General features: G+C 55.4%; 10 protein-coding genes. 1 reads left to right on the top strand and 9 read right to left on the bottom strand.

Annotation, left to right across the window (positions count from 1 at the left end):
• Nucleotides 1-132: 132 nt before the first annotated feature.
• Together JJQ72_RS18075 and JJQ72_RS18070 are read right to left on the bottom strand one after the other, a co-directional pair.
• Nucleotides 133-1,269 (bottom strand): response regulator, encoded by a 1,137-nt coding sequence (locus JJQ72_RS18075; RefSeq protein ID WP_208204512.1) that lies wholly within the window; start codon nt 1,267-1,269, stop codon nt 133-135.
• Entirely contained in the window at nt 1,247-4,396 is a 3,150-nt protein-coding gene (locus JJQ72_RS18070; protein ID WP_347880773.1) for a hybrid sensor histidine kinase/response regulator, read from the bottom strand. The genes JJQ72_RS18075 and JJQ72_RS18070 overlap by 23 nt, the downstream gene beginning before the upstream one ends.
• Nucleotides 4,397-4,705: 309 nt before the next feature.
• On the opposite strand from JJQ72_RS18070, the gene JJQ72_RS18065 reads away from it, so the two are divergent.
• A complete protein-coding gene (locus tag JJQ72_RS18065) occupies nt 4,706-6,454 on the top strand; it encodes an alpha-glycosidase (protein ID WP_208204527.1) in 1,749 nt (582 codons plus the stop codon).
• Between the two features lie 55 nt (nt 6,455-6,509).
• Here JJQ72_RS18065 and JJQ72_RS18060 read toward each other — a convergent pair whose 3' ends face one another.
• From JJQ72_RS18060 to JJQ72_RS18030, 7 genes are all read right to left on the bottom strand, one after another.
• Nucleotides 6,510-7,400: a hypothetical protein gene (locus tag JJQ72_RS18060; RefSeq protein ID WP_208204510.1), complete on the bottom strand. Its 891-nt coding sequence runs from the start codon at nt 7,398-7,400 to the stop codon at nt 6,510-6,512.
• Between the two features lie 93 nt (nt 7,401-7,493).
• A complete protein-coding gene (locus tag JJQ72_RS18055; protein WP_138224283.1) occupies nt 7,494-9,686 on the bottom strand; it encodes an alpha-galactosidase in 2,193 nt (730 codons plus the stop codon).
• Nucleotides 9,687-9,801: 115 nt separating this feature from the next.
• Nucleotides 9,802-10,539 (bottom strand): ABC transporter permease, encoded by a 738-nt coding sequence (locus JJQ72_RS18050; protein WP_175415153.1) that lies wholly within the window; start codon nt 10,537-10,539, stop codon nt 9,802-9,804.
• Nucleotides 10,540-10,541: 2 nt separating this feature from the next.
• Nucleotides 10,542-11,258 carry an ABC transporter permease gene (locus tag JJQ72_RS18045; protein ID WP_138224282.1) on the bottom strand — a complete coding sequence of 239 codons (717 nt, stop codon included), beginning with the start codon at nt 11,256-11,258 and terminating at the stop codon, nt 10,542-10,544.
• Nucleotides 11,255-12,175, bottom strand: coding sequence for an ABC transporter ATP-binding protein (locus tag JJQ72_RS18040; RefSeq protein WP_243896204.1), 921 nt, complete (start codon nt 12,173-12,175; stop codon nt 11,255-11,257). The genes JJQ72_RS18045 and JJQ72_RS18040 overlap by 4 nt, the downstream gene beginning before the upstream one ends.
• A 64-nt stretch (nt 12,176-12,239) precedes the next feature.
• The gene (locus JJQ72_RS18035; protein WP_208204509.1) at nt 12,240-13,664 is read right to left on the bottom strand and encodes a HAMP domain-containing sensor histidine kinase; all 1,425 of its coding nucleotides are present in this window, start codon (nt 13,662-13,664) and stop codon (nt 12,240-12,242) included.
• The gene (locus JJQ72_RS18030) at nt 13,661-14,335 is read right to left on the bottom strand and encodes a response regulator transcription factor (RefSeq protein WP_208204508.1); all 675 of its coding nucleotides are present in this window, start codon (nt 14,333-14,335) and stop codon (nt 13,661-13,663) included. The genes JJQ72_RS18035 and JJQ72_RS18030 overlap by 4 nt, the downstream gene beginning before the upstream one ends.
• Nucleotides 14,336-14,414: the final 79 nt, after the last annotated feature.

Below are 14,414 nucleotides of genomic sequence, written 5' to 3'. Positions count from 1 at the left end.
TCTTCCTTTCATCCGCACCTTCGCGGTCTGTTTATATACCTTTATTGTAATAAAAGGGTTTGAAACATTTCTGAAACCAAGGTGCTGATTCATTCTGCTGTATCCACTGCTGCCTGTTTGTCCCCTGCCCGCTCAGTCCAGCGAGCGGTCCTGCGAACGGCTCCAGCTGCGGAACCAGGTCTGTATTTCTTCCCGCGGCGCGGCGTCGAACTGCTCCTCCAGCATATCCTCCAGCTGTCGGTACTGGTGTTCTACCGAAAAGCGATCCTTAAGCCGGGCATAGATGAGCATGAGCTCATGATAGAACAGCTCCTCCTCCGGGAGAATGCCCTGTGCCCACCGGTATAGCTCGGCTGCCGCCTCCAAAGCCTCCTGCTGCTGATACCAGCCTGCGATGCCCTGAACGTGCTGCAGCCACTTATGCCTCAGCCTGTGACGCTCCGGTTCTGCCCAGGCATAACCGTACCGGGATAAATAATCGCCGGTGTACATCTCACAGATCGACAGATGCTGGGGCAGCGTATGACTTGTAAGGGGAGGCGCCTCTCGCAGCCTTTTCTCCCAGATGTCCACGTCCAGCTCCATCCCGCCAGGGTCCAGGCGGTACCCCTCCTCGCTGTTCAGGATCTGAACAGGCAGCTGCTCGTCCTGCATCAGCTTGCGGATTTGGTATACTGCGGTGTAGAGCTGGGTGGTTCCTTTTTTCCACTCCGTCTCCGGCCACAGCTGCTCAATGATGACCTGCTTGGGCATGAGCCTGCCCCGGTGATGCAATAAATAAAGAAACAGCTCCTGAGCCTTGAAGGTCTTCCATTTCAGTGCCTGTGGACCGGCATCCCGGCGCTCCAGCTGGAAGGAGCGAAATAACTGGAGCACAGGGGCTTCAGCCGGAAGTGCAGGCGCTGTATACCGCATACAGTGCTGCAGCCGCTCCGTCAGCTTGATGAGCCGGTCTCGATAAATCGGCTTCAGCACATAGTCCTGAGCATACAGCTCAAACGCCTTGACGGCGTATTCTTCATATACCGTCACGAATACGATGAATAGCTCCGGGAGCTGCTCTCTTACCACTTCGGCCAGCTGGATCCCGCTCATTTCCGGCATTTCAATATCCAGCAGCAGCACCTGCGGCTGCAGCTTCAGGATATGCCCCAGCGCCTGCACCGGGTCCTGAAAGGTCCCAATGATATCCCAGCCGCTAATGCTTCCAAGCTCCTCTGAGAGGTGCTCCAGAGCCAGCGGCTCATCATCCACGAGAATCGCTCTCACAGCGTCCACTCCTCTCCAGCGGCAGATGGACCGACACCTCTGTCCCCTCTCCGGGCACACTGATGATACTCAGTCCCTTGCCGTAAATTCGTCTCAGCCGGGAATCAATGTTGCGGATGCCTACGCCCGAGCTTGATATGCTTGATGTGCTTGAAGAGCCTGGAGATACAGAAGCTCCGCGCCCTTGCAGAGCCTTGCCTGCATCCATACCGACACCATTGTCGATCACCTTGATTACAATCTCTCCGGCTTCTTTATATACCTTTACCTGAACCAAGCCACCACTGGACTGCTTCATGATCCCGTGACGAACCGCGTTCTCGACCAGCGGCTGGATGGTAAGCGGCGGCAGCCGGAAGCTGTCACACTCAATGTCCAGCTCATAACGCAGCCGCTCCCTGAACCGAACCTGCTCGATGTGCAGATACGATTTGACCAGCGACAGCTCTCTTGCAAACGGACTGAGCTGCTCGGCAGGGTCAAAGCGGAAGCTGCCCCGCAGATAATTGCCGAGCTCCATCATCAGCTCCATCATTTCCCCCGGCCGGCTCTTGCTGAGCGCGGCAATGGAGTTCAGCGTATTGAAGAGGAAATGAGGCTTGATCTGTGCTTGCAAAAAAGCCAGCTCCATCTGGATCTGCTCGCCCACAGCACGCTTGAGCTCCAGCAGCGTCTGCACCCGAACCCGCAGCTCGGACGGCTCGATGGGCTTGGCCAGAAAATCATTGGCTCCCGCCTCCCTCGCCGCGATCGCATGGTTCGGGTAGCCTTTGGAGGTCAGGAGAAGAATGGGCAGCTCCGCCAGAGAATACTGCCGCCGCAGCTTCCGGCATAGCTCCAGCCCTGATAAGCCCGGCAGCGCCTTGTTCAGAATGAGCAGGTCGCTGCGAGAGATCAGTTCTGGCTGCTTCAGCACGGCTGACCCATCCCTCGCGGTCATGACGTGATGTCCATCCAGCTCCAGCAGCCTTTTCACAATCTCAACATTCAGCTCATCCTCATCCACCAGGAGAATGCTGCCCCCGCGCTGAGGCTCACGGCTCCAAGAAAGCCATCCGTCTTTCTGTATGCTCTCGCTTGCCGGAAGAGACTGCATCATCGGATCCCGGAGGATTTCAGGCGACGGTCTTCCGGCCTCAGAGGCCTCAATTTGTTCCATTGGTTTCCATACTGGCGGCTGAGGAGCTTGCGGCAAAGGCTCTGCATCCTCCGGTGCCCGGAGAAGCGTCAAGTCCATGTCCAAGCCGTTCTCGCGGAAATCGAGGCTTGCCTCGTGCAGGCCGGTCAGCTGCTTCAACAGCAGGAGTCCAAGCTGCTGACTCTGGCTGGCTTCATTCCATGGCTGCTCCTCTTCCCATGCCTTGCGAAACTGGGCGTGAGCAGCCGCCGCGCCGCTACCGGACAACGAGATCCGCAGCACCGCCTGATCCCCCGCTGCTTCAGTCTGCAGCGTCATTGCACCGCCGTCCATCTTCCGGTTAAGCAGTCTCAGCAGAATTCCGAGCAGCTGTACCAGCCGCTTCTCGTCAGCCTGAACGTACAGGGAGCGCGGCACCTCCTGACAGACCACTTCACCGTGGCCGTGCAGCGGCTGGGACAGCTCATGCAGCCGCTGCTCCATAACCTCCTCCAGCACCCGGGACAGGCGTACCGGGCGCAGCTGAAGCGCTAAGTCTCCCCCGCGAAGCCGGCTTACATCGACGGCTTCATTCATCAGCTCTGTCGCTGACCAGCCGATCGCCGTTATCAGCCGGAGATCACTTTGCAGCTCCGGCGTCAGCGGTTCAGGGCCATGTAGTCTGGCGTTCGCCACACTAAGGATCGTCTGAATCGGAGTGTGAAGCTGCTGGGAAATGCCCAACAGAAGCTGATCCTTCCGCATGTCTGCTTCTCTCCACTCCCGGATGGAATGACGGGCTTGCCGATAAACCCGGAAGAACTGCAGCACCAGAAGCATGGTTATCATCATGCTGAAGCCCAGAACCTGTCCGAAATAGAGCGGCTCTGAAATGTCGTATCCAAGTATGCGGAGCATGTTCAGCAGAGAGAGGGCGGCGAACATGCAGAATGCCAAAAACTCAAACCTTGCCTGCTGTTCCCCTTGCTTCATAGCTGCAACCAGCAGCGCCAGCACAAGCCCGTGAATCAGCGTTGATATCAACAGCCAAAGCCATAACAGCGTCGTCGTCACAGAGGTCGGAAGAATCAGCACACCGACAACGAATGCCAAAGATACCCCCAGAATACGGGTCCGCCACATGTGAACCGCCAGATATTCATACCGGCTGCTAACATATAGAAACAAAAAAATGACAATGCCGATGGAGCCCGCCCAGTGAATAGGAATCACGTGTCCGCTCTCCACCGAGGGCCACAGAACGTAAATCCAGCGGTATCCCTGCATCATCGTCACGAGCATATTACAGACAAAAAAACAGGCCAGATAAAAATAGCCGCCGCCGCGGGCATGGGCATGAATGACGCCGAACAGCAGCGCAAACAGCGCAAAGGCGACCAGAATGCCGAATTCAAACGCGGCCTGCTGCTGCAGCTTCCGGTCAATTCCGGCGGATGGTCCCATTTCAATCGCCTGAATGATGCCGCCGCTAACCGCATGGTCATAGTTAGACACCTGGATCAGCAGCTCCATAACGCCTTCGCGGTCCTTGACATCTGTGGCGTAGGGCCGCACCTGTCCGACGTGGCCCTTCTCGCTAAAGGCCACCTCACCATCGTCACCTGCCAGTGTGCCGTTGACGTACACTCGGTGCGCACTGCGGATTAGCGGTACGAGCAATGATTGCGGCCCTGCCCGCTCTGGCTCCAGCAGAACGCTCAGGCGAAACGTGCCTGAGGTCAGCGCGCTGCCGCCGGGTTGTTTCCAGTTCCCTGGCACCTTCTGAATCTCAGGCTCCAGCACGGCATGGGCGGGATTGTCCAGCAGCTCGCCCGGATAGAACTCCCACTCCCCTTTCAGCGGGATGATCTCCTGCCCAAGACCCTCCCATGACCTCAGATCGAGCGTACCCTGCTCCGCCGCCGGAGGGGGATCTGTATCTATAAAGCTGATTATATTTACGATGGTCAGCAGCACCAGCAGTGCTGCCGTGAATCCCGTCCATTTCACATTGTTCAAGGCGGTTTCCTCCAGTATGTACGGGAAGTCTATCTCTTTTGTATCGGTCAGTAACCTTAAATTGTTGGTACCTTTCAGCAAATCTTCATGTTGTATATTTAAGGAAACGGGTAATTTTATAAAAAGCTGTCTGCCGCCATCTTGCTCAATAGAAACAGCCGTGTTATATTCTTAGTAAATCGTTTGCACAAACGGTAACAGCATAAATTTGAAGGCAATGTTATCTTACAGGTACAACCTCGGCTATACTTAGTCCTGGCTGTACCTTTTTTATGATTCCATTGGAGGAGGACAATGATGATGTTATTGGAAGCTGTATATCACCGTCCGCGGAAAAACTGGTCTTATGCCTATGATGGACGCACGGTCCACCTGAGAATTCGCACGAAGAAAAACGACATGACAGAAGTGTATGCCCTTACAGGCGACAAATATTTATGGGATCAGACGATGGAGTACATCCCGATGGAGAAGCTTTCGTCTGATGAGCTTTTTGATTATTGGGAGTGTGAGACCCAGCCTCCTTACCGCCGCCTGAAATACGGCTTCCTGCTGCAGCAGGGACGGGAAAAGCGCTGGATGTCCGAGTACGGCTTCCACGAAGAGCCGCCTGCGAATCCGGACCGGCTGTTTGAGTATCCGTTTATCAATCCCGTGGATGTGTTCCAAACGCCGGATTGGGTGAAGGACGCGGTATTTTATCAGATTTTTCCGGAGCGCTTTGCTAACGGCGACACCTCGAACGATCCAGAGGGTGCCCTGCCTTGGGGCAGTGCGGAGCCGAGCCGGGACAATTTTTTTGGCGGGGACCTGCAAGGGGTTATGGACCACCTGGATTACCTTAGCGAGCTGGGCGTCAATGCCATCTATTTCACACCGCTGTTCACAGCGACGACGAATCATAAATACGATACCGAAGATTATATGATGATTGACCCGCAGTTCGGGGACAAGGACACCTTGAAGCAGCTTGTAGATCTCTGCCATGAGCGGGGTATCCGGGTGCTGCTGGATGCGGTGTTTAACCACTCCGGGCGCACGTTCGCTCCTTTTGTGGATGTTCAGAAGAACGGCGAGAATTCCCGGTACAAGGACTGGTTCTATGTTCGTTCTCTTCCGCTGGAAGTGGTGGACGGCATCCCGACCTATGATACTTTTGCTTTTGAGCCGCTGATGCCGAAGCTGAACACCGAGAATCCGGAAGTGAAGGAGTATTTGCTGAAGGCTGCGGAGTATTGGATCACCGAGACGGGGATCGACGGCTGGCGCCTGGATGTGGCGAATGAGGTCGGTCATCAGTTCTGGCGCGAATTCCGTCAGGTCGTCAAAAAAGCGAACCCTGACGCCTACATCCTCGGCGAGGTATGGCATGAATCCTCCATCTGGCTGGAGGGCGACCAGTTCGATGCCGTCATGAACTATCCGTTCACGAACGCTGTGCTGGATTTCTTCATCCAGCAGTCAATTGACGCTGAGAAGTTCTCCTTCATGCTCGGCAGACAGCTGGCCGGTTATCCGCGTCAGGCCAGTGAGGTGGCGTTCAACCTGCTGGACAGCCATGATACGGCACGTCTGCTGACGCTCGCGGGCGGCGACAAGCGCCTCATGAAGCTGGCGGCGATGTTCCAGTTCACTTACTCCGGCACGCCTTGCATCTACTACGGCGATGAGATTGGTATGGAAGGCGGACATGATCCAGGCTGCCGCGCATGCATGGAGTGGGATACCGCCAAGCAGGATCGGGAGCTGTTCCACTTCTACCAGAAGCTCATTTCCCTGCGCAAGGAGCACTCGGCTCTGCGTACAGGCTCGTTCCATTTCCTGACGGCTGAGAATCAGAGCGGGAAGCTGGCATACCGCCGTGAGGACGATCAGGAGTCCATCATCATCCTGGTCAACAATGACAAAATGGGCCAGACGCTCAGCGTCCCTGTCGATGACGCCAAGTGGACCAATCTGTGGACCCAGGAAGAAGTACAGGCTGCAAAAGGCCGTCTCAGCGTGAAGCTGCCGGCGTACGGCTTTGCCATCTTGAAGGCCGACGCATAGTTAGGCCGCCCCATCTGCCCCAGCAATGAGTTTGATTGCTGGGGCTTTTTTGTCTTTATCGGCGGCGACGTCGCTCGCTTGCGATCGGTTTTTCGCGTTCGTTTAGCGCGGGGACGGCAGGCGGGCGCATCGTGTTCGGTTTTTCACGTTCGTTTGGCGCGGGGGCGGCATACGAACGCAATGTGTTCGGTTTTTCGCGTTCATCTACTCCAGATCCACGCCAGTGGCACATCGGGTTCGGTTTTTCGCGTTCATTTACTCCATATCCGCCACAGCGACGCATCGAGTTCGGTTTTTCGCGTTCGTTTACTCCATATCCGCCACAGCGACGCATCGGGTTCGGTTTTTCGCATTCGTTTACTCCATATCCGCCACAGCGACGCATCGAGTTCAGTTTTTCGCGTTCGTTTACTCCATATCCGCCACAGCGACGCATTGAGTTCGGTTTTTCGCGTTCGTTTACTCCATATCCGCCACAGCGACGCATCGAGTTCAGTTTTTCGCGTTCGTTTGGCGCGGGGGCGGCAGGCGGGCGCATCGAGTTCGGTTTTTCGCGTTCGTTTGGCGCGGGGGCGACATGCGGACACATCGAGTTCGGTTTTTCGCATTCGTTTGGCGCGGGGGCGGCAGGCGGGCGCATTGAGTTTGGTTTTTCGCGTTCGTTTGGCGCGGGGGCGGCAGCCGGACGCATCGTGTTCGGTTTTTCGCATTCGTTTGGCGCGGGGGCGGCAGGCGAACGCATCGAGTTTAGTTTTTCGCGTTCGTTTGGCGCGGGGGCGACATACGGACGCAATGAGTTCAGTTTTTCGCGTTCGTTTGGCGCGGGGGCGACATGCGGGCGCATCGAGTTTAGTTTTTCGCGTTCATTTGGCGCGGGGGCGGCATACGAACTCAATGTGTTCGGTTTTTCGCGTTCGTTTGGCGCGGGGGCGGCATACGGATGCATGGAGCGCTTCCTCTACCCGAGGACACAAAGCGGGGCCGCCCCCAAAGATATGACATCTTCAGGGGCGGCCCCGCCAGTTAGGGTAAGCGTCCGCTAATTCACAGCCTTCAGCCGCACCCACATGCTGGAGAAATCGCCATGCAGGGAGGACACGGGCAGTCCGGCAGCCATAAGCCGGTCGCCGCCCATCACTTCTCCATCGGCTCCTATCTGGTAGTCCTTGCCGGCATCCAGCCCTGCCAGCTGGACGCGCTGCAGTGGACCGTTTGGCTCAGCCAGCACCTTGAAATAAAACACCAGTGCTTCGCTTTTGTCCGGGCTCACGAACATCCACGCCGTCTCATTACCCTCGAACGGGCTCAGCAGCCGATACAGATCGCCCTGCTGAACCAGGCCGCGGATTTCTTTGTAATCCTTGACCTGCTGTGCTGCAATCTCCTTCTCTTCCTCCGTCCAGCGGGTCAGATCCAGCTCATAGCCGAAGTTGCCAGACATGGCCACATCGCCGCGGAACGAAAGCGAGGTCGTCCGCTCCACCTGATGGTTCGGCACAGCCGACACATGCGCTCCCATCGTGGATACCGGATATACCAGACTCGTTCCGTATTGGATTTTCAGGCGCTCAACGGCGTCCGTATTGTCGCTCGTCCAGGTCTGAGGCATGTAGTACAGAATGCCGGGATCAAAGCGTCCGCCGCCGCCGGAGCAGCTCTCGAACAAAATATCCGGAAACTCTGTTGTAATCCGCTCCAGCAGCCCGTAAAGCCCCAGCATATAACGATGCGCCGTTTCCCGCTGCAAATGTGCAGGCAGCGCCGCCGAGCCAATCTCCGTCATGTTGCGGTTCATATCCCATTTCACATAAGAGATCGGTACGTTTCTAAAAATATCACTCAGCCGCTCATACACATACGCCCGGACATCCTCCCGCGACATATCCAAAATCAGCTGCTCGCGGGCTTCCGTCCGCCGGCGGTTCGGCACATGGAGGCACCAGTCCGGATGACTCCGGTACAGGTCACTGTCCGGAGATACCATCTCCGGCTCAAACCAGAGGCCAAACTGCAGCCCCGTCGCCCGTACCCGCTCCGCCAGATCCGCCAGGCCGCCCGGCAGCTTCCGCCGATCCTCATACCAGTCTCCAAGCGAGCTGTTGTCCTTGTCCCGGCGTCCAAACCAGCCGTCATCCAGTACGAACAGCTCAATCCCCAGCTCACTGCCCGCTTTGGCGATCTCCTCAATCTTATCTGCATTGAAATCAAAATAAGTCGCTTCCCAGTTGTTGATCAGAATCGGCCGCTCCCGGTCGCGGTGAACGCCCCGACACAGACGGGTGCGGTACAAACGGTGATACTCGCGGGACATCCCGCCCAGCCCCTCGTCCGAATAGACTAGCACCGCTTCCGGGGTCTGAAACCCTTCTCCCGGATTCAGCTGCCAGGAGAAATCAAACGGATTCATCCCGATCTGCAGCCGTGCCATCCCGAACTGCTCCACCTCAGCCTCCGCCATAAAGCTGCCGCTGTATACAAGGCTGAAGCCATATGCATCGCCTGTATGCTCTGTGGTCTCCGGGCGAACCAGCGCCATGAACGGGTTCAGCTGATGCGAGCTGGAGCCCCGCCGGCTGCCGATTGAAGTGCTTCCCGGTGCCAGTCTGCGGCGCTGAATATGGCGCTCGCGGGCCCATGCCCCGGACAAATACAATACCTCATATCGGCTGTCCGCAAAATCCAGGGAAGCGCTAAGCGCGCGCTCCAGGGCAAGCGTCTCTTCTCCCCCGTTCTCGAACCGGACCGAGCGTGTGATCGCGCTGAAATCTGCAAACACCGAATAGCACAGCACTACCTTCAGTCCTGTAACGTGATCGGCAAGCGTCAGCTCCAGCGTCTCCGCCTCGCGTTCCTGCTCGACATAAACGGCTGGCAGTCCTTCAAGCTCGGGCTTCCCAGCATAAATGGCATGCGATTCATAAACCAGCTCGGTAATCCGGGAGCCGTTCTCTAGCTTCACCTGGTATCCTGGACTTCGGAAATCACTGGATCCATACTGCGGATATTCCTGTGGAAGCGTATCTAATGAGATCGTTTTGTCATCCGGAACCGTGTTCGGAGTGAATGAGGAACGAAGCTCATATTTCAGCATCCCTCCCAGATTGCTGCCCTGGCGAAGCTTCGGACCATAATAGACATGGGCTGCGTAGCCCCGAACAATTTGAATGATATAGCTGGAGTTTTTGGATTGAAGATGAAACAATTCATGGTTCTTGTCAACATAAATAGGCATCAATATACCTCCTGAATAATAGGATGAGCATGACTTCATTCTACTAGCTTATCCAGGAGAAGTAACTTCATTGAAGTGATTCTCTGTATGGACTTTTGTGTCATATTGCCTTTCCCTATACTTCTTTTCGCTGGATATAGACCAGGCCGGCAGCAAAAAACAATATGAATCCGCCCATCACCATAAGCATCCATGTTTGCAGCGGTACTACAAACGCTCCGAAGCCGGTTTCCCCTGACGGCACCATCGCCAGCAGTGGCTGGGCCCATGGATAGTAGGGAGCGTACTGCACCGAGTTCGCCACAAGCATATTCGGAATAGTAAACACCACATTCAGAGCTAGCGGAGCAGCAAAGCTGCTCCAGATTGTAGATAATAACAGCTGTAAGGCCGCCAGCGGCAGACAGGCTGCCCAGCCCCCAAGCAAGCTTGTTGACAGCATATCCCAAGGTAAGGGGGCATGCACGCCATAATACCAGCCTGCACTGAACACCGCTGCCAGAAACAAAAGCTGCACTCCGCCAATAAGAATAGCCACGACGGTCAGCTTGGCGCAATATAGCGCCGTGCGGGAAACCGGAGTCACCAGCAGCTGCTTCCATCCGCCGCTGGCATGCTCGTAGCGGCATATCATCGCTCCAAATATCCCGGTCAAGATCGGCAGGAAGAGCAAGGCGTGCACGCTTGTCATCGTTCCTGCCAGAACATGCCAAGGCATGTCGCTTTCGGGAGCTCCATTTCCGATGCTGATCAGCAGAGCCAGCAAGGGACTGAGCAGCAGATGCAGCCAAATTCGAGAAGAGGACAGCTTCAGCCATTCGGATGACAGAGCTCTGAAGTAATACGTCATCATGCCTAGTCTACATCCTTTCGGTGGAAATGAATCGCTCCTGCCAGGCCGATTAACGCACTCAGGACCAGGCCGGCTCCAATCACTTTGCCCTGTCCGGGACCCTGATAAGCCAGCAGCGGCCACTTCAGCGGAGCATAGTCCGGCAACTGGATGGCAAACAAGGACACAATCGCTGCCGTTACACCGATGCTGACAGGGATGCCTTGATTCTTGAGATGAATGGACATCCACAGCTGGATGGCAAGCAGCGGCAGCGTCCCCGCTAGCGGCGCGAAGCTAATCCGCAGAATGTCATAGACCGGCATCTCATTCACTGGCATTCCGAGCATGAGGCCCAGACCAATGATACCGACGAACAGCAGCGCACATGAGAAGCATAGCAATATACAAAGGACCACAAATTTGGAACTAAACACCGCGGTCCGGCTGATCGGCAAAGCCAGCAGCTGCTTCCAGGAGCTGTGCTGGTGCTCCACATTGGCTAGTAGCGAGCTGAGTAATGCCGCCCCCAGAATGAGGGCAATGGGCACAAAGCTAAAGATGTTCTCCAGCAGACCGCCCCACATATCCGCAGCATAAGCCTTCATCAAGTAATCGAAACGCAGTCCGTAATTCAGCGCCTGCATGCCAATGAGTCCGATGGGACCAATCACGGCCAGCAGCCAGATGCCCTTCCCCCGGATCTTCAGCTCTTCCGCAAATAACGCCCGGCTCATCATAGGCTGTTTCCCTTTCCGACGATCTCCATAAAGATGTCCTCCAGCGACCTGCGCTTCTCCTCCACCCGGTATACCATATGGTGCTGTTCTACCAGCTGCCGAACGACATCGGCTACTTGGACATCCGGCATCGGTGCAAGGTCCAGCATACCGGCCCGCAGCCTGCCACGGCATCCCAGCTTCAAAGCGAGTCCCAGCGCATCTTCAGGATCAGATACGCTGAACGTAAAGCCCTCGGAGGCTTGGGATACCAGCTTACGTACGGTGTCCTGATAGACCAGTTTGCCTTCTCGAATAATCCCGACCCGGCCAGCCATTAATTCAATTTCGCTTAACAGGTGGCTGGATACGAGAACCGTGACCCCGTATTGCATGGGCATGCTTACGATCAGCTCCCGAATCTCCTGAATGCCGGCGGGATCCAGCCCGTTCGTCGGCTCGTCCAGAATAAGCAGCTCAGGACTGCCCAGCAGCGAAGCGGCAATACCGAGCCGCTGCTTCATTCCAAGCGAATATCCTTTAACCGGCCGCTTGGCTTCCCGGGTCAGTGAGACCATGTCCAGCACCTCGTCAATCCGTTGTTTAGGCACCGCCAGAATGCGGCGAAGTGCTTCCAGATTTTCAACAGCGCTCAGATGTCCGTAATAAGAAGGGGACTCTACGAGCGAACCTGTCCGCCTTAAAATAGTCAGCTTTTCCTTCTTCAAATCCCGGCCGAATATCTCAATGACACCGTGTGTCGGCTGGATCAAGCCCAGCAGCATGCGGATGGTGGTCGTCTTCCCCGCCCCGTTCGGTCCCAGAAAACCGTAAATATCTCCCTTCGCAATTTGCAGATTCACCTGATCCACGACGGCACGCTTTTTGTACATTTTGGTCAGCCCTTTGGTTTCAATAACCCATTCAGCCACATTCATCACCTCGGAATTCACTTTAAGGCTCCAAGGTTAAATACCGGTTGCCTCCCTGTTTAAAATTAGATTAAAATTCACGTCCTCCCTCACGTCCTGCTGGCTGCGACAACGTAAACACCGTCCCTTGCGTCCCGGATTGGATCTGACAGTCAACTTCCATTTCTTTCGCCAAAAAATGAACGATGGCCAGGCCTATTCCAGACCCCGTTCCCGGCGTTTTTGCATCCATTCCCGGACCCTTGTCGCTGATCAACAGCGCCTGTACCCCGTTATCAAGCACGGTCCTATGAATGCCAATATAACCGCCGCCTTTAGCATGACGGACTACATTTTGGAACAGATTATCCAGCAGACGCTTGAACCAGAGCTCGTCGATCCTCCACACCCAGGCTCCGTCCTGCAGCTCGATGTCCAGCTCAATCCCCTCCTTCTCCCAGAGAGGATACCAGGCCGCCGCGCATTCCCGAACGAGCCGCAAAAGGTCAAGAGGTTCCCGCTGCAGAAGCACTTTGCCGCTCGTCAGCAAGCTATAAGAGAGAAGATTGTCGATCAATGCTCCCAGGTCTTGGATTTTGGATTCCATCAGATGCAGTGATTTCCGGCCGTTGATTGACAAGGCTTCCTGCTCCATTGAAAAAATATGGCTGCGGATCACGGTCAGCGGAGTGCGGAGATCATGCGACAAGTTGGCAATCAGTGACTTCCGCAGCTCCGCCTCCTCCTGCTCCCGGTGCCTGCTTTTCGCAAGCTGCTCTACCATAGCGTTATAGCCAGCCTCCAGCTGACCAATCTCATCGGATCTGTGCATCACAACCGGCTCTGGCAGCGCATGGTCATTGGAGGAGGTCATCGCATCCCGAAGGCGAAGCAGCCTTTTACGAATCCGGACAAAAAACAGCCAGGAGATTACGATAAACATCAGGGCTATCAGCATGAGCAGAATGAAGTACAGGATGGACTCTCCGCTGCTATTGGCGCTCTGATAGAGATGTTTACGCGGAAGCTGAATAACCATAAAACCCTGGCCGCTGCTCCATTCGCCCCCTATAAAAGCGACAGAGGTAAAGGGATCTCCGTTCACCGCCCGCTTCATAAAAGCTACCGCCTCAACCGCTGACCACAGCGCTGGCACAGACTCCCCGTTCGAAAGCGTCAGCCGGGTCCGGTTCTCCCCATCTACCCAGAACATCGATGCCTCCGGATACATATCCTTCAGCTGGACGAGCCGCTCTTCAATCTCGGTGGGAGAAGCAGTATTCAATGCTTCTGCTTCCGCGTGCCATAAAGTTTCCAGCTCCACTCCATTGGTGTAGCGCTCGTCCTTGGATACCGCTTCGTTCTGGATTAAATCGTTCACATACCCATACATCACGCCGCTCAACGGAAATACAATCGGTAAAAAGAGCATCGCAATGCATACAATCAGCAGATAGCGGGATGTGAGCGAGTTCCGGTAGCCTCTTCTCTTCCGCTGCCAAGGCAGCCGTGTCATGACCGCACCCTGTAGCCTAATCCACGTACAGTTTCGATAACGGTAGGAGCGGCAGGATCGTGTTCCAGCTTTTCACGCAAATATCGAATATGCACCATCAGGGTCTTGTCTCCTTCCATATAGGACTCCCCCCACACGGCCTCATAGATTTGCTCTTTGGTCATCACCCGGCCCTGATGGCGTAACAAGTACTTGAATATCTGAAACTGCTTGCCGGTAAGCATGACTTCTTCGCCGCTCTCGATATTCACCACCCGGTTCTCTTCCTCATATACCTTTAGGTGCTGCAGTATGGCTGGCTCAGGGGAGGATACCGAGAAACGCCGCCGCAGCACTTCGATTCTGGCCGCCAGCTCATCCGGATGAAACGGTTTCGTGAGATAGTCGTCCGCGAACTGGAGACCTTCAAGCTTGTCATCAATGGAGGTTCGTGCCGTGAGCAGCAGGATCGGAAGACCGGGACAGGCTTTTTTCAAGCGCTGACCCACTGTAAAGCCGTCAAGTCCTGGCAGCATCACGTCCAGGATGGCCAGACTGCAGTCTTTTGCGCTCTCTATAGCCCGCTCACCGCTTCTCAGCCACACAACGCTGTACCCTCTTTCTTGCAAAAAGCTGCTGACCCACTGGGCAATATCGCGATCATCTTCTATGTACAACAAGCTTCTGTTCACTTGAGTTGATCCTCCTTCATCTCACCATCTGCTATGCATTATAGCATGCACGTAAAGATGACTACCTTGTGAGCTGATC

The organism is Paenibacillus sp. F411, assembly GCF_017582705.1.
Lineage (GTDB): Bacteria > Bacillota > Bacilli > Paenibacillales > Paenibacillaceae > Paenibacillus_AQ > Paenibacillus_AQ algicola.
This window is presented reverse-complemented; position numbering and strand designations above follow the sequence as displayed.